Source organism: Agromyces italicus DSM 16388 (assembly GCF_000421545.1).
Lineage (GTDB): Bacteria > Actinomycetota > Actinomycetes > Actinomycetales > Microbacteriaceae > Agromyces > Agromyces italicus.
In genome coordinates this window covers 289,040-308,128 of record NZ_ATXF01000007.1, presented here as the reverse complement: position 1 = coordinate 308,128, position 19,089 = coordinate 289,040, and the positions used below count along the sequence as shown (strand labels likewise).

The window sequence follows — 19,089 nt, the reverse complement described above, 5'->3', positions numbered from 1 at the left end:
CCGCGAAGGCGTCGGCGGATGCGACGATAGAGGGATGCCCTTCGACTCATTCCCCTCCGTCGAGGAACTCGTCGTCGCCCGCCTCGTGGGCCCGCTGAGCCTCAGCCGCGGACGCACCGTCGAGCGTTCGGGAGCCGTAGAGGAGCTCGTCTGGGAGGCCGCCGGGTTCCGGCTCCGCGCCGTGGTGCGCGGCAGTTCAGCGGAGTCGTACCGGGTCGACGTCCGACTCGACCTCGCCATCCCCGGCCGGACGACGATCCTCTCAGGCACATGCAGTTGCCCGGTCGGGCGCAATTGCAAGCACGTCGCCGCTGTGCTGCTCGCCTCGACGGAGCGCCACAGGCAGGCGGCCGCTGCGCCGGCGGACCTGGTCGCGGATGCCGCCGGTCGCGGCTGGCGCGCCGAGCTCGAGGCGCTGACGGCGGCGGCCGGCCGGGGCACCGGCGAGGTGATGCCCCGGCAGCCGCTCGCCCTGCAGTTCGAGTTGCGCGAACGCGTCGCGCGACGCGGCGGCGCGGGCCCCAGGCAGACCGCGCGCGACGAGCCGGCGACGACCGAGGCCTCCGTCGACCGGCTCGCGGTGCGCCCGGTGACCCGCGGCGCGCGGGGTGGCTGGATCAAGGCGAACCTGAGCTGGCAGAACGTCGGATTCCAGGGTGGGGCCGGCGGCTTCGACCCTCGGCAGGCGCGGTGGTTCGGCGAATTCTCCGTGCTGAAGGGTGCGCGCCATTCAGCCTTCGCCGAGTACGGCTCGGCCTGGATCTCGCTCGACGAATACGAGAGTTCGACGCTGTGGGCGCTCCTCGGGCAGGCGGCCTCGCTGGGCATCGCCCTCGTCGGCCGGGCGACGCAGACCGAGGTGGTGATCGGCGACGCTGCCGAGATCAGCCTGGCCGCCCGGGCGCTCGACACCGACACCGCGACGGCGCCCGCGGGCCTGCAGCTCGTGCCCACCGTCTCGATCGACGGAGAGGCGCACCCGAGCGCTCGCGCGCGCCTCATCGGCGACCACGGCGCATACGCCTTCGACTTCGCACGCGGCCGCATCACCCTCGCACCGCTCGCGGTCGTCTCGACTCCGGCCACCCGCGCGGTCGTCCGCCGCATCGAGCCGATCGTGGTGCCGGCGTCTGAAGTCGAGGAGTTCGCCCGCCATGAATACCCCCGTCTGGCACGCACGGTGCGCATCGCGAGCGACGATCCCGCGGTCGAACTGCCCCCGCTTCCACCCGCGACACTCGTCGCGACCGCGACCCATGAGCCGGGCCACCTGCTGCGTCTCGAATGGGAATGGGAGACCGACGGCGGCCGCCGCCTCCCACTCGACGCGCCCGATGCCGAGTTCCACGACCCCGCTCGCGAGCGCCGCCCGGCCGAGCTCGCCGCCGAGCTCGCCGCCGGCGAGCCGACGGCTGCGATGCTCCTCCGGACGGTCCCCACGACCGGCTCCCGCGATCGGCGCGAGGCCGGCCCCGTGGCATCCGCGAGCCTCAGACCGCAGGTCGTGCTGCGCGGCGTCGAGGCCGCCGAGTTCTCGACCCGCCTGCTGCCACGGCTGCAGGAGCTCGCGCACGCGCGGGTCGACGTCGTGGGTGAGGCGCCCGAGTACCGTGAACTCACCGAGGCGCCGAAGCTCACCGTGACCACGGTCGAGAGCGAGCGCACCGATTGGTTCGACCTCGGCGTGGTCGTCACGGTCGAGGGCAAGAAGGTGCCGTTCGGCCCGTTGTTCAGCGCGCTCTCGCACGGGCGGAAGAAGCTCCTCCTCGTCGACGGCAGCTATCTCTCGCTCGACCAGCCGGTGTTCGCGCCGCTCCGAGAGCTCCTCGAGGAGGCCGGCACGCTCGACGAGTGGGAGGGCGGCGAACTGCCGATCCACCGCACGCAGACGAGTCTCTGGGCCGAGTTCGAGGATCTCGCCGACGAGTCGGCCGCCGCCGTCTCGTGGCGCGAGACCGTGGCGGGCCTCAACGCCCCCGAGGGCATCGACCCCATCCCCCAGCCCGAGGGCTTCGCGATCGAGCTGCGCCCGTACCAGCTCGAGGGGTTCCGATGGCTCGCCTTCCTCCACCGGCACGGCCTCGGCGGCATCCTCGCCGACGACATGGGGCTCGGCAAGACGGCGCAGACCCTCGCGCTCGTCGCGCATGCGCAGGGGCGAGCGGATGCCCCGGCGTCGCCCTTCCTCGTCGTGGCACCGACCTCGGTGGTGTCGAACTGGGAGCGCGAAGCGGCCCGATTCACCCCTGGGCTGCGAGTCGCGACGGTGACGGCCACGCAGGCGGCGAGTCGCCGACGCCTCGCGGACGTGATCGCCGGCGCCGACCTCGTCGTCACGAGCTACGCGATCCTTCGCCTCGACGCCCCGGCCTTCGCCGAACTCGACTGGTCGGGACTCGTGCTCGACGAAGCCCAGTTCGTGAAGAACGGCAACTCGAAGGCGAATCAGGCCGCTCGCGACATCCGCGCGCCGTTCAGGCTCGCCGTCAGCGGCACCCCCGTCGAGAACAATCTCATGGAGCTGTGGGCGCTGCTGCGGATCGTCGCCCCAGGTCTCTTCCCCTCCGGCCGGGCCTTCGCCGAACGCTACCGACGGCCCATCGAGATCGACCACAACGGCGAACGGCTGGCGACGCTCCGCCGTCGCATCCGGCCGCTCGTGCTGCGCCGCACGAAGGAGCTCGTCGCTCCAGAACTGCCCGAGAAGCAGGAGCAGGTGCTCCAGGTCGCGCTCGACCCGACGCACCGGCGCATCTACGACACCTTCCTGCAACGCGAGCGCCAGAAGCTGCTCGGCCTCATCGACGATCTCGATCGCAACCGATTCACCGTGTTCCGATCGCTCACGCTCCTGCGCATGCTGAGCCTGCACGCCGCCCTCATCGACTCCGAGCAGTATGCCGACGTGCCCTCGGCGAAGCTCGACGCCCTCTTCGACCAGCTCGACGAGGTCATCGCCGAGGGGCACCGGGCGCTCGTGTTCAGCCAGTTCACCTCGTTCCTCGAGCTGGCGGCGGCGCGGCTCGATGCGGCGGGTGTGCCGTACGCCTACCTCGACGGCTCGACCCGGCGCCGCAGCGACGTCATCGACCGCTTCCGCACGGGCGACGCGCCGGTGTTCCTCATCAGCCTCAAGGCGGGCGGATTCGGGCTCAACCTCACCGAGGCCGACTACGTGTTCCTCCTCGACCCGTGGTGGAACCCCGCGAGCGAGGCGCAGGCCGTCGACCGCGCGCACCGCATCGGCCAGTCGAAGACCGTCATGGTCTACCGCATGGTCGCCGAGGGCACGATCGAGGAGAAGGTGATGGCGCTCAAGGCGAAGAAGGCCGCGCTCGTGTCGTCGCTCATGGACGACGACGAGCTGTTCAGCGAGACGCTCACCGCAGACGACCTGCGCGGCCTCATCGGCGGGTGAATCTGCGCCGCCCATCGCCTCGCATCGGCCGCCCCGGATCGGACGGGCCGCCGGGCCGGCGACGGGGAATCGCCGGCCCGGCCATCACCGGACCACGCGGGTAGGTCGCGAACCCGGCGATGGCGTACGCCCGATGGCACACGCGTCGCAAGGCGAGGAAGAGATCATTGCCCCCCCGGATCCCTCCCCGTCGCTCTCCGCGGTGACGGTAGAGAGGAGGCGATGTACCCGAAACATCGTCGCCGCCGTCGCTGCGAAGTGGTTCGAGCGTACCACCGCAACACCCCCCGTTCGGGGGTGGGCACGTGCCGAACGTCCCGAATCGATTCAGAGGACGTCGCCGGCGCGATGCCCGGGGTGCGCACCGAATGGTGCCCCTGGAGGGACTCGAACCCCCAACCTGCTCCTTAGGACGGAGTTGCTCTTCCATTGAGCTACAGAGGCCGGTCGTACGAGTCTATGGCACTCCGGTAGCGTGAGCGGCGGCGCACGGAGTGCGCGTGGACGCGCGGCCCGGCCGCGAGAACGGAGACGGCATGGCCGAGGCGGGCACGACGAGGTTCTGGGTCGGTGCGTCGACGGTCGGGGCGCTCGGCTCCCCGGCGCGTGGCATCCGATCGCTCGATCTCGACGCCGACGGCCGCTGGGCGCTCGGCGATCCGATCGACGTGGGCCCGAACCCCATGTTCCTCGCGGTCTCGGGCGCGGCGGGCGTGCTCGGCATCGTGCACGAGCTGGCCGAGGGCCGGATCTCGAGCTGGACCTTCGAGGGCGACGGCCTCTCCCCGTTCAGCCGTGTCGGGGTCGCGAGCGGCGATCCGTGCCACCTCGCGTTCACCGAGTCGGGCGAGCTCGCCTTCGCCGCCAACTACTCGGGGCACCGGGTCACCGTGCATCCGCTCGCCCCCGACGCCTCGGCCGACTCCGTGCTCGAAGCCGAGTTCTCGGGCACCGGTCCGAACCTCGATCGTCAGACCGGATCGCACCCGCACCAGGTGGTGCTCGACCACGAGCGCGATCGTCTACTCGTGCCCGATCTCGGCGCCGACCGCATCCGCATCGTCGGCCTCGGCATGCTGCCCGAGGCGCTCGAGCACGACGAGCACGCCGACATCGTGATCCACCCGGGCGCGGGCCCGCGCCACCTCGTCGTCTCGGGCGGACTCGCGGTCACGGCGAACGAACTCGATCGCACGGCCAGCGTCATCGATCTCGTCGAGGGCCGCGAGCTCGCCTGGTTCCCGATCGGGCCCGACACCGAGACGCGCGGCCTCGGCTGCTCGGCGATCAGGCTCACCCGCGGCGGCATCGTGCTCATCGGCGACCGCGACGCCGATGCGCTGCGCGGCCTTCGTCTCGACGTCGAAGCGCGCACCCTCGAACTCGTCGCCACCGTCGCAACCGGCGGGCGGCACCCGCGTGACCTCGAACTCAGCCGTGACGAGCGCTTCGCCCTGGTCGCCGACCAGGGCTCCGACTCGATCGCGATCGTCGCGCTCGATGGGGAGGGCGTGCCGCTCGGGCTCGTCGACACGGTGGCAACGCCCGCCCCGGCGTGCCTCGCCCGGGTCTCGTAGACGAACGAGTCCGTTCGGCGGGGCGGCGTGGACGCCGTTCATCGTTGGCGAAGGGTGCTAGCACTCCCGCACTCCCGCGCTCCCGCACTCCCGCACTCCCGCACTCCCGCACCACCACACCGTTTCGGGGGTGCATATCCGCAAGATCGTGCCGCGATTCCGTGCCGAAGTTGCGGGAAAGCACCCCCGAGACGAGCTAGCGATCCCCCACCGCCTACGACCACTGAAGGCGAGAGAACTCATACATCTCGACGACGCGGAACTCCCGCGCGCCCGGGTCGGTCGGGCGCCGCACTCACCGCGTGGCAATCAGACCGGCGGGTACAGGTACAGCGCCTCGCCTGCGGGGATCGTGCGCTGATGGTACGAGTGGTCGGAGTTCTGGTTGTACTCTTCGATGTTCACCGAGCCGTCGCTGTTGATCGACTGCACGTACGCGACGTGGTTGTACGGGAACCAGGCCACCGCTCCGACGACCGGGGTGCTCGAGGTGGGCCAGCCGCGGCTCGCCCATTCGTCCGCCCAGGCGTAGGCGCTGCCCGATGCGAGGTTCGACCAGTCCCACTTCCACGGGGCGCTCGTCACGCCGGCGTCGCGGTTGAGCCGCCAGGCGACGAAGTCGACGCACTCGCGGTAGTAATACCGCAGGGGCGAGAGCCCGCCGCCGTAGTCGTCGGGCAGTTGATCCCACCAGGGGTAGTCGTCGCCCTCGGCGCGGACCGTGTACAGGGCGTAGCTGCCGCCGCCGCGCGAGGCGAGCTCCGAAGCCCGCTCGGCGCGCTCGGCCTCCTCCGCTGCGAGACGGGCCTCTTCGATCGACGCCTTCGTGGTCACCGCGTAGCCGTCGGAGACGATGGGAGCGCCGCTCGCGAGGGCGCCGACCGAGACGTCCTGGGCCTCCGCGATGCTCAGACTGAAATCGCCGGATGTCGCGAACTCGCTGCCGCCCGGAATGACGGCGTAGGCCGGAAGGGCGACGGTGCCGACGATCGCCGGGACGACGAGCACCGTGGCGAGCACCCGCATCGGGCCGTTGCGCCGCGGTGCGCGCGGGGTCGGAACAGCCGACTCAGGGCGTCGTCGACGACCATGCTCAGGATCTCGGGGGGCGGTCCGCACCCGACCTACCATAGGGCACCGCCGCGAGGTTTGTCACGGCGGGCGCGCGGCTCACGCGGCGGTCGCGAGGTACTCGCTCCACTGCGGCAGCGGACGCTCGACACCGCGGACCGCCCAGCTGCGACCGTTCGGCATCTTCGGCGTGAAGCGCAGTTCCCAGCCCATCTCGGCGGGCGTGCGATCGCTCTTCGTGTTGTTGCAGCGGAGGCAGCACGCGACAAGGTTCTCCCACGTGTCGCGCCCACCGCGCGACCGCGGCAGCACGTGATCGATCGTCGCGGCGGATCGCCCGCAGTACGCACAGCGATGGTCGTCGCGACGCAGCACCCCTCTGCGACTCACCGGCACGTGGTGCGATCGGGGCGCCCGAACGTACCGCGTCAGGAGGATGACGCTCGGCCTGTCCCAGTTGCCGCTCGCCGCGCACACCGGATTGCCCTCCTCGCGGAGGATGACGGTCGCCTTCTGATTCATCACGAGCAGGAGCGCGCGTTTGAACGAGACGACCGCGAGTGGTTCATATCCGGCGTTGAGCACGAGTGTGCGCATGGGGGGCCTTCCGATCGGGGCTGGATGGCTTCCAGCCGCGTGCAGGACTCGACGGTCCGAGGGTGCCCCCGAGGGACGAGGATCTCTGGGCGGAGGCTTCGCCGCACCGACCCCGAGAACGCGAAACGGGCACCGTCATGAAGACAGTGCCCGTCGGCGCGTTCGCGCGAATGGTACTCGGCTGACTACTGCGCCGTTGGTGGAACTGCGCGCGCGCACCCGCGGAATGGATGCTGTGCGCCTTCACCATCGGCTTCACCTGCCCGGTATCTCGGATCGTCAGGGTCTCAGGCTAAGGCACGAACGGCGCCCCGGGAACTCCCGGCGCGCCGTTCTTCGCGTGCAGGCCACGCGGTGTTCACCGTCAGATGCCGATGCGCACGATCGAGTAGTCGCTCGTCCAGATGGGCTGGACGCGCACCGATGCCCCCTCGTAGGGAGCGTGCAGGATCATTCCGTCGCCGGCATAGAAGCCGTCGTGACCGTCCATGATCACGAGGTCACCCGGCTGCGCGTCGGCCTCGGAGATGACCGTGCCCATCGCACCCTGGCCTGCCGACGAGTGGGGCATGCTGACGCCGAACTGCGCGTACACGTACATGATGAAGCCCGAGCAGTCGAAGCCCGCCGGCGTCGCGCCGCCGTAGACGTACGGCGTGCCGATGTACTGGGTCGCGACGTCGTACACGCTCGCGAGGTCGAAGCTCGGGTAGGGCGGGTTCGCGAGGAAATCGCCGACCGAGGGGCCGTCGTACGACGCCGCGTACGACGTCATCGCGTTCTCGGCCGCGATGCGGGCCGCCTCCGCCGCCTCGGCGGCCTCGGCCGCCGCTCGGATCTCCTCGCCGGAGACCGTCGCGTAGCCGTCGGCGGTGACGGGCGCTGCGATGACGTCGTCGGTGACCTCGACGGTCTGCGCCTGCGCCTTCGACAGGCGGGTCGCGTCGGTCTCGCCGAACTGGGGGCCGACGCTGCCTGGAGCGATGGCGTAGGCCGGAATCGCGAGCGTGCCGACGATGCCCGCCGCCGCCGTCATCACGAGGATGTTCGCGAGACCCCCGCGACGAAGTCGCCTGGTCGACGGCAATGCCGGTGCGGCGACGGCCTTCGCGAGGTCCTGCGTCTGGGGGGTCGTGGGGGAACTGGGGGCCTTCGAGGCGATGATCGCCTTCGTGGCGGCCCCGCGAGCGCGGGTCCTCGGGGGACGGCGCCGGGAGAGTCGAGCCAAGATGTAACCTCCGTCGCTCCACGTCACCTGGATGCCGTCTCACCTGATGCGCGCGCGGCGCCTCACGGGTACCGGGTCGAGCGGTGAGCGCTGGGAGCGTCTCGACCCTGGCCCTCCGGCTGGCTTCGTGCCGGTGGACTCGTACGAGAGTACGCGAGCCGAGCCCGAATGTCACATTTCGATCACGGCGCGGCCGAAATCGTCCGAAAGAGGTCGCAGCGCCGCTCGGATTCAGATGCTGATGAAGAGGTGTCCGGCGACTTCGGTGGGCAGCTCGATGCCGCCGTCTGCTCCGTCGACCTCGACGAGCACGTACCCGCCGGCACGGCTGAAGCTCGCGAGCGCGCCGGGCATCACCCCGGCCTGCTTCAGCTGACCGAGGAGCTCCGGATCGAACTGCACGGGTTCGCCGAGCCGGCGGACGGTGGCGCGCACGGGCTCATCGCGGTCGCTGACCGCGTCGACGAGGTTCACCACACCCGTCATGAACGGGTCGGCCGGCGCAAGCCCGAGCTCTTCGAGCCCCGGGATGGGGTTGCCGTACGGCGACTCCTTCGGACCGCCGAGGATCTCGATGAGGCGACGCTCGACCTGCTCGCTCATGACGTGCTCCCATCGACAGGCTTCGTCGTGCACGTACTCCCATTCGAGTCCGATCACGTCGGCGAGGAGGCGCTCGGCGAGACGGTGCTTGCGCATGACGTGCACGGCCTTGCTGCGGCCTTCTGCGGTGAGTTCGAGGTGGCGGTCGCCGGAGACGACGACGAGCCCGTCGCGCTCCATGCGGGCGACGGTCTGCGAGACCGTCGGACCCGAGTGGCCGAGACGCTCGGAGATGCGCGCGCGCAGCGGCACGATGTTCTCCTCTTCGAGGTCGAGGATCGTGCGCAGGTACATCTCGGTCGTATCGATCAGATCGGTCACGCGGTATCCTCCCGTTGCGTCGCAGCCCGTCATCAAGCCTAGCGGCCACCACCGTCTCGCTAGACTCGTCGCATGCCGAGCCTCGTGATCCCCGCTGACCTGCTGCCCGCCGACGGACGCTTCGGATGCGGGCCGTCGAAGGTCCGCGCAGAGCAGCTCGCGCACCTGGCCGAGGTCGGCCCTGCACTCCTCGGCACCTCGCACCGCCAGGCCCCCGTGAAGAACCTCGTCGGTCGAGTTCGCTCAGGGCTGGCAGAACTGTTCTCGCTCCCCGAGGGCTACGAGGTGGTGCTCGGCAACGGCGGCTCGACCGCGTTCTGGGATTCGGCGGCCGTCTCGCTCATCGAGCGCCGCGCGCAGCTCGCCTCGTTCGGCGAGTTCGGCGCGAAGTTCGCGAAGGCCGCCGGCGCGCCCTGGCTCGAGGCCCCCGAGGTGCGCACCGCCGCACCGGGCACGAGCGCTCGCGTCGAGGCCGGCCCCGGGTTCGACGTCTACGCCTGGCCGCAGAACGAGACGTCGACGGGCGTGCAGGCCCCCGTCGCGCGCGTCGAGGGCGACGCCGGTGCGCTCACCGTCATCGACGCGACGAGCGCCGCGGGCGGCGCCGCCGTCGACGCTCGCGAGTTCGACGTCTACTACTTCGCGCCGCAGAAGAACTTCGCGGCCGACGGCGGCCTGTGGTTCGCACTCATGTCGCCCGCCGCGATCGAGCGCATCGGCCGCGTCGCCGCGTCGGGCCGGTACATCCCCGAATTCCTCTCACTGAAGAACGCGGTCGACAATTCGCGTCTCGACCAGACGCTGAACACGCCCGCGCTCGCGACGCTCCTCCTCATGGAGAACCAGATCGACTGGATCAACGCGTCGGGCGGCCTCGCGTGGGCGGACGCACGCACCCGCGAGTCCTCCGGCCTGCTGTACGAGTGGGCCGAGGCCTCGAACGTCGCGACCCCGTTCGTCGCCGACCCCGCCGACCGCTCGCAGGTCGTGGTGACGATCGACTTCGACGAGTCGGTCGATGCGTCGGCGATCTCGAAGGTGCTCCGTGAGAACGGCGTCGTCGACACCGAGCCGTACCGCAAGCTCGGTCGCAACCAGCTGCGCATCGCGACCTTCACCGCCATCGAACCCGACGACGTCCGCAAGCTCATCGCCTCGATCGACCACGTCCTCGAGCGGATCGGCTGACCCGGTGCGCCTCTGGCTCAGCGAGGAGGAGCGCCGGCCCGATCCGGCGCCCGCTCGGGCCGACGCGCGCAAGGCGCTCGTCGCCGGCACGATCGGATGGCTCGTCGTCGCCGCCGGCTGCCTCGTGTTCCGCGAACCGCTCGAGGCCGCAGGCCTCGGGTGGTATCTGGTGGCCGCGCTCGTCGGTGTGGCGCTCGGGGTCGCCGGGATCGTCGTCGTTCAGGCGATCCGTCGTCGCGCTGGTCGACCGGGCGACGACGGATCGGGCGTCTCCGCCTGATCAGGCATCACGGCGCGGGCGCGGCCTCTTCGTCGTCGCGCGCGCCGTCGTCGGCGTCCCGCGTCGCGTCGAGGTCGAGCGCATCGATGTCGATCCCGTCGAAGTCATCGTCGCGCTCGAGCCCGTCATCGTCGTCGTCATCGTCGGAGTCTTCGTCCTCATCATCGAGGTCATCGTCCTCGTCCTCGTCCGCGAGGTCATCGTCGTCATCGTGCTCGTCGTCGATCCCGCTCGCCTCGGCCTCGTCGCCGTCGGACGCGGCCGCGAGTTCGGCGGCCGCCTGCTGCGCCGCCCGGTATTCGGCGAGCCGCTCGGACCACGGCACCCACTCGGGCGCGAGCAGCGCCTGGTCACCCGGCATCAGTTCGGTCTCGAGCACAGTGGCGGCCGCGTCGTCGACGCGGGCGATCGTCACACTCCACCGCCAGCCGGGGTACCCGGCCAGATCGGCGGCGAAGAGCAGGCTCACGACGTGCTCGCCCTCCACGATGTGCCCGATGACGGAACCCACCGTCTCCGGTGCGGTCACCTCGAGCAGCGCCCGCCGCGCGAGATCGACCGAGGCGAGCAGCACCTCGTCGGCCACGGGCGGCGCCGTCTCGCGGCGAGCGTCGGCCGAGTCATCCGGCGAGATCTCAGCGGCCGTCGGGGATACCTCGTCGGCCGGCTGCTGGGTTTCAGGGGTCTCAGGCATCCAGATCGTCAGCCACCTTGCGCAGCACCGCAGCGACGGTGCGCGCCTTGGACTTCTCGGGGTAGCGCCCCCGTCGGAGGTCGGCGCCGATGCCGTCGAGCACCTTCACGACGTCCTCGACGATGATCGCCATGTCGTCGGCCGGCTTGCGGTTGATCTTGGTGAGGCTCACGGGCGTGTCGATCACCCGCACCGAGAGCGCCTGCGCACCGCGCTTGCCCTCGGCGATGCCGAATTCGAGCCTGCTGCCCGCACGCACGGTCGCGCCGGCGGGCAGGGCGGATGCATGGAGGAAGACCTCCTGGCCGTCATCGCCGCTGATGAAGCCGAAGCCCTTGTCCTCGTCGTAGAACTTGACCTTGCCGGTGGGCATCGTGGAAACCTCGCTTATACGTCTCACGGCGCGCCGAAAGCAACGCGCCGTTCTCCCTCCAGTCTAGAGTCACGTGCCCCGCAACGAGGCCTCCTGCCCTATTCTTGACAGGTGAGCGATTCCGGCCCTATCACCGAACATCGCGCCGAGCGCATCCTCGCGGTCATGTTCGCGACGATCGTCGGGCTGTCGATCGTCGCCTTCTTCGTGGTCATGATCGGCACCGCGAGCGGCGCCGCCGCCGACGACGGCTTCAGCCACGGCGCCTGGCCGTTCATCATCATGCTCCCCTGGTTCGGCCTGCCGATCGCGTTCCTGCTCCTGATCGTGCTGCTCATCGTCAACAGCGTGCGACGTTCCCGCGAAGCCCGAGCCGGATCGAGCTGAGCGGAGACGATGCTCGAACTCGCCGCACGACTCCGCGAGCTGACGCGAGATGACCTCGCCGCAGCACTGCGGACGCGCGAGTTCGAGACCGCGGGCGTCCACGACCTCTTCGATCTCGCCGAGGCGCTCCTCGCGCCCGACTCGCTCGACCAGGCGATCGGTCGCCTCGACCGGCCGCGCCTCGCGGTGCTCGCCGTCGCGGCCACCCTCGCCGACGGCACCGGCGCCAGCACCGTCGAGGCGGTGCAGGGCGAGCTCGCCGCGCTCGGCGCCACCAGCACGCGCGCGGATGCCACCGGCGAACTGATCGACGAGCTGTCCCGATCCCTCCTCGTGGTGCGCCGAGACAGTCGGGTGCACGTGCCCGTCGCCGTCGCCGCGCGGCTCGTGCCCCGGCTCGGTGACGATCTGCCGGCCCCGGGCGACCTCGCGGCGCCTGCACCCCCGGTGCTCGTGCCGAGCGACTCCGTCGATCGGAGCCTGCTCGCACGGAGCTCCTCCGAGGCGGCGTACGCGACGGTGACGGCGACGTCCGAACTGCTCGCCGCGCTCGGATCCCAACCCGCCCGCGAACTGGCGAAGGGCGGGCTCGCCCTGCCCGACTCGAAGCGGCTCGCCGAGGCGAGCGGCACCGAGCTCGACGCGCTGCCCCGCCTCTTCCATCGCGCCGACGAGGCCGGACTCGTCGTGCGCGACGGCGCCTTCTGGCTCGAATCCGACCGCGGCGCGAGCTGGTCGCTCGAGCCCGCCCGCGGCCGATGGCTCCGGCTCGCCGAGTGCTGGCGCGATCGCATTCCCGAGGCGCTGCGCCGCCTCGTGGCCCGCCGCAACGATCCCCTGACCGCGACCGCCCTGCGCGACGACGTGCGGTGGCTGTACCCGGCGGGCGGGGCGTGGCTCGACGACGGCCTCGACCGGCTCTTCGGCGAGGCGGAGGCGCTCGGGCTCGCGGTCGCGGGCGAGCCGGTCGAGGCGGGTCGTCTCGTGCTCGGGGGCGAGCTCGAGCGCGCGGCAGACCTCATCGCCGCCCACTTCCCGGCCCAGGTCGACCGCGTGTACCTGCAGCACGACCTCTCGATCGTCGCGCCCGGGCCGCTCGAGCCGGCCCTCGACGCTCGGCTCCGCGGCGTCGCCGACGTCGAGGCCCGCGACCTCGCCTCGACGTATCGCGTGAGCGCGGCATCGGTGAATCGCGGGCTCGCCGCCGGCGAGACGGCCGAATCCATCCTCGACTTCCTCGGCGGGATCTCGCTCACCGGAATCCCGCAGCCGCTCGCGTATCTCGTCGCCGAGGCCGCTGAGCGGTTCGGGGCGGTGCGCGTGTCGAGCGCCGCCGACTCCGATGCGCCGGCACGGGCCTCGATCCGCTCCGACGACGAGCAGCTCATCCGCACGCTCGCCGTCGACCAGTCGATCTCCTCGCTCGCCCTTCGCCAGACCGGCACCCACCGGCTCCTCTCCCGGTTCGGGCCCGATGTGGTGTTCTGGGCGCTCTCCGACGCGAAATACCCCGTCGCCGCCGAGGATGCGGCGGGCGAGATCGTGCGACTTCAGCGGCACCGGCTGGCGCCCGCTCCGGTCATCGCCCCGGCCCCCGATCCGATCGCGGCGCTGCTCGACCGCATGGCCGAGGAGCAAAGCGTCGGCGGCGACGCCGAGCAGGCGTGGCTCGCCCGCCAGCTCGAGGCCGCCGCCCGCTCGAAGGAGACGCTCACGGTGACGGTGCGGATGCCGGGGGGCGATACCGCCGAGTACCTCCTCGCCCCCGCGAGCGTCGCGAACGGTCGGCTCCGCGCGCGCGATCGCAGGGCCGACATCGAGCGCACCCTGCCGCTCTCGGCCATCGCGGCCGTCTCACCAGCCCCCGCCGACGCCTGAGCGCACGGCCGCCCTCTCACGAAGCGGGCGTAGACTCGACGGTTATGTCAGACGGCCCCCTCATCGTGCAGAGCGACCGAACCGTGCTGCTCGAGGTCGCGCACCCACTCGCCGAAGACGCCAGGCACGACCTCGCGGTGTTCGCCGAGCTCGAACGCGCCCCCGAACACGTGCACACCTATCGGATCACGAGGCTCGGCCTCTGGAACGCCCGCGCGGCGGGCCACGACGCTGAGGACATGCTCGGCACCCTCGAACGCTATGCGAGATTCCCGGTACCGCAGACAGTCGCCGTCGACATGCGCGAGACCGTCGGGCGCTACGGCCGCCTCGTGATCGATCGCACCGACGACGGCGAGCTCCGCCTGCACGGCGACGACGTGGCCGTGCTCACCGAGGTCGTGGGCGCCCGGAGGATCGCGCCGCTCATCGGCGAACGCGTGGGCGACACGAGCTTCCTCGTCGAGCCGTGGGCGCGGGGGCAGCTCAAGCAGGAGCTCGTGAAGCTGGGCTGGCCTGCCGAGGATCTCGCCGGCTACACGCCGGGCACTCCGCACGAGATCGAGCTCGACGAAACGGGCTGGCACCTGCGCGACTACCAGCAGAAGGCGGTCGACAACTTCTTCGAAGGCGGCTCGGGAGTCGTCGTGCTGCCCTGCGGCGCGGGCAAGACCCTCGTCGGCGCGGGCGCGATGGCCACCGCGAAGACGACGACCCTCATCCTCGTCACGAACACCGTGAGCGCCCGGCAGTGGCGCGACGAGTTGTTGAAGCGCACGAGCCTTTCCGCCGACGAGATCGGCGAGTACTCGGGGCAGGTGAAGGAGGTCAAGCCCGTCACGATCGCGACCTACCAGATCCTCACCGCGAAGCGGAAGGGCGAGTACGCCCACCTCGCCCTGCTCGACGCCCTCGACTGGGGGCTCGTGGTCTACGACGAGGTGCATCTGCTGCCGGCTCCGGTGTTCAAGCTCACGGCCGAGTTGCAGGCCCGCCGGAGGCTCGGCCTCACCGCGACCCTCGTGCGAGAGGACGGCCGCGAGGGCGATGTATTCTCGCTCATCGGCCCCAAGCGCTTCGACGCCCCGTGGAAGGAGATCGAGGCGCAGGGGTTCATCTCGCCGGCGGCATGCTTCGAGGTGCGCATCGACCTGCCGCAGTCCGAGCGGCTCGCGTACGCGGCATCCGCCGACGACGAGCGCTACCGGCTGGCGGCGACCGCGCCGACGAAGCTCGGCGTCGTGCGCGAGCTCGTCGCCCGCCACGCGGGCGAGCGCATCCTCGTGATCGGCCAGTACCTCGACCAGATCGACGAGCTCGCCGAATCGCTCGACGCCCCGAAGCTCACCGGCTCGACGCCCGTCGACGAGCGCGAGCGACTCTTCCAGGAGTTCCGCGAGGGCACGACGCCGGTGCTCGTGGTGTCGAAGGTCGCGAACTTCTCGGTCGACCTGCCCGAGGCGACGGTCGCCATCCAGGTGTCGGGCTCGTTCGGCTCGCGGCAGGAGGAGGCCCAGCGCCTCGGCCGGCTGCTGCGCCCGAAGGAGTCGGGACTCAGCGCCAACTTCTACACGCTCGTCTCGCGCGACACCGTCGATCAGGATTTCGCGCAGAACCGGCAGCGGTTCCTCGCCGAGCAGGGGTACTCGTACACGATCCTCGACGCGCACACCCTCGACCCCGCGGCCTGACTCGCCGCCGAGCGGTTTCTCAGGAGCGCCGAGACCGCCATCGGCCGCACTCCTGCGGGAATCCGCCGGTCTCCGCGGTCGACTCGGCCAGTGCGTCCTGAGAAACAGCGTCTGAGCGGCCCCGGCTCCTGAGAAACAAGAAGAGGGGTCAGCGCGCGCGAGCGTAGCGGAGGAGCAGCAGGTCGCCCACGGGGATCGCGTGCACGAGCCGCAGGCGGCGCGCGTGCTCGTGTCCGCCCGCGGTGATGCGGCCGGCGTCGCCCGAGACGAGCAGCGGGCTGAGGCTCAGGCACAGCTCGTCGACGGCGTCGACCTCGATGAGCGCGGCGAACAGGTGCGGGCCGCCCTCGCAGAGGATCTGGGCGAGCCCCTCCGCCGCGAGCGCTTCGCGCATCGCGAGCGGGTCGACGACCGCGTCGCCGCAGACGAGCACGTCGGCCACCTCGGCGAGCTCCGCCCGACGAAGCGGGTCGGATGCCGCGTGGGTGACGACGATCGGGCGGGTGACCGCGTCGGCGAAGAAGGGGTGCGCGGGTTCGAGCTCGAGCGCCGAGGAGACGACCGCGAGGCGGGGCTGATCGGCGAGGCCGTGCTCGCGCCGCCAGGCGACGTTCTCGCCGCGCAGGCGCAGGCCGCCGTAGCCTTCGGCGCGTACCGTCCCTGCGCCGACGAGCACGACATCGGCGAGGGTGCGCAGCACCCCCATCGCCAGCCGGTCGGCGTCGTCGCCGAGGCCGCCGCTGCGGCCGTCGAGGGTCACAGCGCCATCGAGGCTCATCACGAAGTTCATGCGGACGCGGGACGTCACTCGGTCGGGCAGGGCGTACGCGGCCAGCAGTCGGGCCCGGTCGATGTGGCCGGCCGGTTCGGCGACGGTCGACCCGCCCTCGGCCCCGGTCACGGCTCCTCGTTCGGGCCGTCGATCATGTTGTGCTTGAGATAGGCGGGCTCGCGCCATCCCATGATCGCCTCGACCATGCGCGCCGCGTCGACCGACTCGGCGACGTTGTGCATGCGCAGGATGCGCGCGCCCTGGATCACGCAGAAGACGGCCGCCGCGATCGAGCCCGAGAGACGTTCGCCGCGGGGCCGGTCGAGGCTCTCGCCGATGAAGTCCTTGTTCGAGACGGCGGCGAGGAGGGGGAAGCCGAGCCGCGTGAACTCGGCGAACCGCCGGGTCAGCTCGAGCGACTGCAGGGTGTTCTTGTTGAGGTCGTGCCCCGGGTCGAGCACGATGCGGGATTCGGGCACGCCGCGCGAGACCGCGAGCTCGACGCGCTCCTCCAGGAACGCCGCGATCTCGTCGACCACGTCGTCGTACCGGGGCCTCGGAAACCACTGGCGCGGCTCCGCCCGGCTGTGCGTGATGACGAGCGTCGCCTCGGATTCGGCGACGACGTCGGCGAGCGCGGGGTCGTGCACGCCGGTCGTGTCGTTGACGACGTGGGCGCCCGCGGCGATCGCCGCGGCGGCCACCTCGGCATGGAAGGTGTCGACCGAGAGCGTGGCGCCCGAGCCTGCGAGCGCGGCGACGACGGGCACGACCCGGTCGATCTCCTCGACGACGGGGATCGCCGGGCCCGGCCCGAACTTCGCGCCCCCGATGTCGACCCACGCAGCCCCTGCGTCGATCGCGCGGCGCGCCGCGTCGACGGCCGCGTCGAGGCCGAAGGTCGCTCCTCGGTCGTAGAACGAGTCGGGCGTGCGGTTCACGACCGCCATGATCGCGATGGAACGCCGGAAGTCGACCTCGCGCCCGGCGATACGGCGCACCGGCTCAGCGAGGTTCGGGTCGGCCCAGCCGGGCGGTGGCGCTGCGGTCACGCGGATGCCTCGGCGACGAGTTCGTCGAAGGACACCGCCGGGTCGGCCAGGCGCGCCGGATCGATCCGGGCGCCCGAGCGGATGAGCCGCTGCACCCCGTCGCTCACGTCCCACACGTTGACGTTCATGCCGGCGACGACCCGCCCGTCGCGCTGCCAGAAGGCGATGAATTCGCGGGCGCCCGGGTCGCCGCGGAACACCGGGTCGACGCCGTCGGCGAGGGTTCCATACCCCGAGTACTCCATGCCGAGATCGTACTGGTCGGTGTAGAAGTAGGGGATCTCGGCGTACTCGAGCGACTCGCCCGCGAGCACCCGGCCGGCGGCCCGGCCCGCGTTCTCGGCGTTGGCCCAGTGCTCGGTCCGCAGGTGCGCCTCGAGCACGGGGTGGTAGACGCTCGCCACGTCGCCGACGGCGTACACATCGTCGGCACTGGTGCGGAACGAGGCATCCGCGACGATGCCGTTCTGCACCTCGAGGCCGGCTGCGTCGGCGAGGCCGGTCGCGGGGACCGCGCCGATGCCGACGAGCACGAGGTCGGCCGGTACGGTCTCGCCGGTGTCGAGCTCGACCCCGGTCACCCGCCCCTCAGTGCTGCGGAGAGCGGCGACGCCCGTCGACATCCGGAGGTCGACCCCGTTGGTCCGGTGGAGCTCGGCGAACACCTCGCCCACGGCACTGCCGACGGCCGCGGCCAGCGGCACCGCCTCGGGGGCGACCACCGTGACCTCGTCGCCGTAGGCGCGCGCGGCGGCGGTCGCCTCGAGGCCGATCCATCCGGCTCCGATCGCGACCATGCGTCGTCCGCCTCCCGAGAGCGCGTCGCGGAGGGCGACGGAGTCGGCGAAGGTACGGAGGACGTGCACCCCGGCGAGCTCGCCCTCGGGCGCCGGCCAGCGCCGCGCGTTCGCCCCCGTCGCGATGAGGAGCCGGGCGTACGCGAGGGTGCGATCGTCGGCGAGCCGGAGCCGATGACCGCCCGGATCGAGCGCGGTCGCCCGCACCCCGCGCAACACCTCGACGTGCTCGTCGGCGTACCACTCGGCCGGGTGCACGTCGACGACATCTCGTTCTGCGGCACCGGTCAGGAACTCCTTCGACAGCGGCGGCCGGATGTACGGCATCGCGTCCTCGGCGGCGACGATCGTGATCGGGCCGGTGTGGCCCGCCTGCCTCGCCCCCTCCGCGGCCCGTGCTCCCGCGAGCCCGCCGCCGACGATCACGAGTGGTTGCGCGCTCATCTCACTGCTCCGTTCTGCCGATGCCGCAGCGCTCGAGGAACTCGCGCCGCGTCCGAGCGTCATCGCGCACGACGCCCACGAGCGAACTCGTGATCGTGCGGGTGCCCGGCACCTGCACACCGCGGAGCGACATGCAGAGATGCTCGGCCTCGACGATCACGCCGACACCCTCGGGGTCGAGCACCTCGACGAGCCGCTCGGCGATCTGCCCGGTCATCCGCTCCTGCACCTGCAGGTCGCGGGCGTACTGCTCGACCACCCGTGCGAGCTTCGAGAGCCCGATGATCCTGCCGCCGGGGACGTAGCCGAGATGGGCGACGCCGCGGAACGGCAGCAGATGGTGCTCGCAGAGCGAGTCGAAGGGGATGTCGCGGACGACGACGAGTTCGCCGTAGCCCTCGCCAGGAAAGGTGGTCGGCGTGAAGCGGCGGGGTGTCAGCATCTCGATGTACGCCTCGGCGACCCGTCGCGGCGTGTCGGCGAGGTGCTCGCTCTCGACATCGCGGCCGAGCGCGACGAGCAGGGCGCGCACCGCCTCGGCCGCCGCCTCGCGATCGACGGCGTGCTCCCCGTCGGCGTGCTCCACCTCGATCGCGTGCTCCGCCTCGTCGGCGGTGACGGCGTGGAGCCTCGGTACCTCGGCTGCGAATTCGCTCGACGTCATGCTTCCCTCCGGCCCCTGCTGCCGAGGCTAGGCCCGCGGAATTCTTTTGTCAAT

17 protein-coding genes and 1 tRNA gene are annotated in these 19,089 nt (G+C 71.4%); 7 read left to right on the top strand and 11 right to left on the bottom strand.

Going from position 1 to position 19,089, the window contains the following annotated elements; translation table 11 throughout:
- Nucleotides 1-34: 34 nt before the first annotated feature.
- A complete protein-coding gene (locus tag H516_RS19845) occupies nt 35-3,418 on the top strand; it encodes a DEAD/DEAH box helicase (protein ID WP_022889925.1) in 3,384 nt (1,127 codons plus the stop codon).
- 369 nt (nt 3,419-3,787) lie between these two features.
- Here H516_RS19845 and H516_RS0111830 read toward each other — a convergent pair.
- Nucleotides 3,788-3,862: transfer RNA gene (locus tag H516_RS0111830), tRNA-Arg, on the bottom strand.
- A 56-nt stretch (nt 3,863-3,918) separates the two neighbouring features.
- Here H516_RS0111830 and H516_RS0111825 point away from each other — a divergent pair.
- Nucleotides 3,919-4,995, top strand: a complete 1,077-nt coding sequence (locus H516_RS0111825; RefSeq protein WP_022889924.1) for a lactonase family protein — start codon at nt 3,919-3,921, stop codon at nt 4,993-4,995.
- Nucleotides 4,996-5,304: 309 nt separating this feature from the next.
- On the opposite strand, the gene H516_RS21375 is transcribed toward H516_RS0111825, so the two are convergent.
- The 4 genes from H516_RS21375 to H516_RS0111805 all read right to left on the bottom strand — a co-directional run bounded on the left by H516_RS21375 (nt 5,305) and on the right by H516_RS0111805 (nt 8,815).
- Entirely contained in the window at nt 5,305-6,021 is a 717-nt protein-coding gene (locus H516_RS21375; RefSeq protein ID WP_051138807.1) for a CHAP domain-containing protein, read from the bottom strand.
- A 144-nt stretch (nt 6,022-6,165) separates the two neighbouring features.
- The gene (locus tag H516_RS0111815; protein WP_022889922.1) at nt 6,166-6,663 is read right to left on the bottom strand and encodes an HNH endonuclease; all 498 of its coding nucleotides are present in this window, start codon (nt 6,661-6,663) and stop codon (nt 6,166-6,168) included.
- Nucleotides 6,664-7,027: 364 nt separating this feature from the next.
- Nucleotides 7,028-7,891: a C40 family peptidase gene (locus H516_RS19835; protein WP_157432244.1), complete on the bottom strand. Its 864-nt coding sequence runs from the start codon at nt 7,889-7,891 to the stop codon at nt 7,028-7,030.
- 231 nt (nt 7,892-8,122) lie between these two features.
- Nucleotides 8,123-8,815: an iron-dependent transcriptional repressor DtxR gene (locus H516_RS0111805; protein ID WP_022889920.1), complete on the bottom strand. Its 693-nt coding sequence runs from the start codon at nt 8,813-8,815 to the stop codon at nt 8,123-8,125.
- Nucleotides 8,816-8,887: 72 nt separating this feature from the next.
- Between H516_RS0111805 and serC the strand changes: the two genes are divergently transcribed.
- Both serC and H516_RS0111795 read left to right on the top strand, forming a co-directional pair.
- A complete protein-coding gene (gene serC, locus H516_RS0111800; protein ID WP_022889919.1) occupies nt 8,888-10,003 on the top strand; it encodes a phosphoserine transaminase in 1,116 nt (371 codons plus the stop codon).
- A gap of 4 nt (nt 10,004-10,007) precedes the next feature.
- A complete protein-coding gene (locus tag H516_RS0111795; RefSeq protein WP_022889918.1) occupies nt 10,008-10,283 on the top strand; it encodes a DUF2530 domain-containing protein in 276 nt (91 codons plus the stop codon).
- 7 nt (nt 10,284-10,290) lie between these two features.
- Here H516_RS0111795 and H516_RS19830 read toward each other — a convergent pair whose 3' ends face one another.
- Nucleotides 10,291-10,977, bottom strand: a complete 687-nt coding sequence (locus H516_RS19830; protein WP_022889917.1) for a DUF3027 domain-containing protein — start codon at nt 10,975-10,977, stop codon at nt 10,291-10,293.
- Nucleotides 10,970-11,350, bottom strand: coding sequence for a cold-shock protein (locus H516_RS0111785; RefSeq protein ID WP_022889916.1), 381 nt, complete (start codon nt 11,348-11,350; stop codon nt 10,970-10,972). The genes H516_RS19830 and H516_RS0111785 overlap by 8 nt, the downstream gene beginning before the upstream one ends.
- A gap of 111 nt (nt 11,351-11,461) precedes the next feature.
- Between H516_RS0111785 and H516_RS0111780 the strand changes: the two genes are divergently transcribed.
- From H516_RS0111780 to H516_RS0111770, 3 genes are read left to right on the top strand one after another with little or no spacing between them, the layout of a single operon-like run.
- Nucleotides 11,462-11,737: a hypothetical protein gene (locus H516_RS0111780; RefSeq protein WP_022889915.1), complete on the top strand. Its 276-nt coding sequence runs from the start codon at nt 11,462-11,464 to the stop codon at nt 11,735-11,737.
- Nucleotides 11,738-11,746: 9 nt separating this feature from the next.
- A complete protein-coding gene (locus tag H516_RS0111775; RefSeq protein WP_022889914.1) occupies nt 11,747-13,615 on the top strand; it encodes a helicase-associated domain-containing protein in 1,869 nt (622 codons plus the stop codon).
- Between the two features lie 44 nt (nt 13,616-13,659).
- Nucleotides 13,660-15,306, top strand: a complete 1,647-nt coding sequence (locus H516_RS0111770; protein ID WP_022889913.1) for a DNA repair helicase XPB — start codon at nt 13,660-13,662, stop codon at nt 15,304-15,306.
- Nucleotides 15,307-15,454: 148 nt separating this feature from the next.
- Here the strand turns inward: H516_RS0111770 and H516_RS0111765 are convergent, their stop codons facing one another.
- The 4 genes from H516_RS0111765 to folE are packed head-to-tail and all read right to left on the bottom strand — an operon-like array spanning nt 15,455 to nt 19,035.
- Nucleotides 15,455-16,207: a pyrimidine reductase family protein gene (locus tag H516_RS0111765; RefSeq protein WP_022889912.1), complete on the bottom strand. Its 753-nt coding sequence runs from the start codon at nt 16,205-16,207 to the stop codon at nt 15,455-15,457.
- Nucleotides 16,204-17,130: a dihydropteroate synthase gene (folP, locus tag H516_RS0111760; protein ID WP_022889911.1), complete on the bottom strand. Its 927-nt coding sequence runs from the start codon at nt 17,128-17,130 to the stop codon at nt 16,204-16,206. Before folP ends, H516_RS0111765 begins: the two co-directional genes overlap by 4 nt.
- On the bottom strand, nt 17,127-18,371 hold the full coding sequence (locus H516_RS0111755; protein ID WP_022889910.1) for an NAD(P)/FAD-dependent oxidoreductase: 1,245 nt from the start codon (nt 18,369-18,371) through the stop codon (nt 17,127-17,129). The genes folP and H516_RS0111755 overlap by 4 nt, the downstream gene beginning before the upstream one ends.
- 1 nt (nt 18,372) lies before the next feature.
- Nucleotides 18,373-19,035, bottom strand: a complete 663-nt coding sequence (folE, locus tag H516_RS19825) for a GTP cyclohydrolase I FolE (protein ID WP_022889909.1) — start codon at nt 19,033-19,035, stop codon at nt 18,373-18,375.
- Nucleotides 19,036-19,089: the final 54 nt, after the last annotated feature.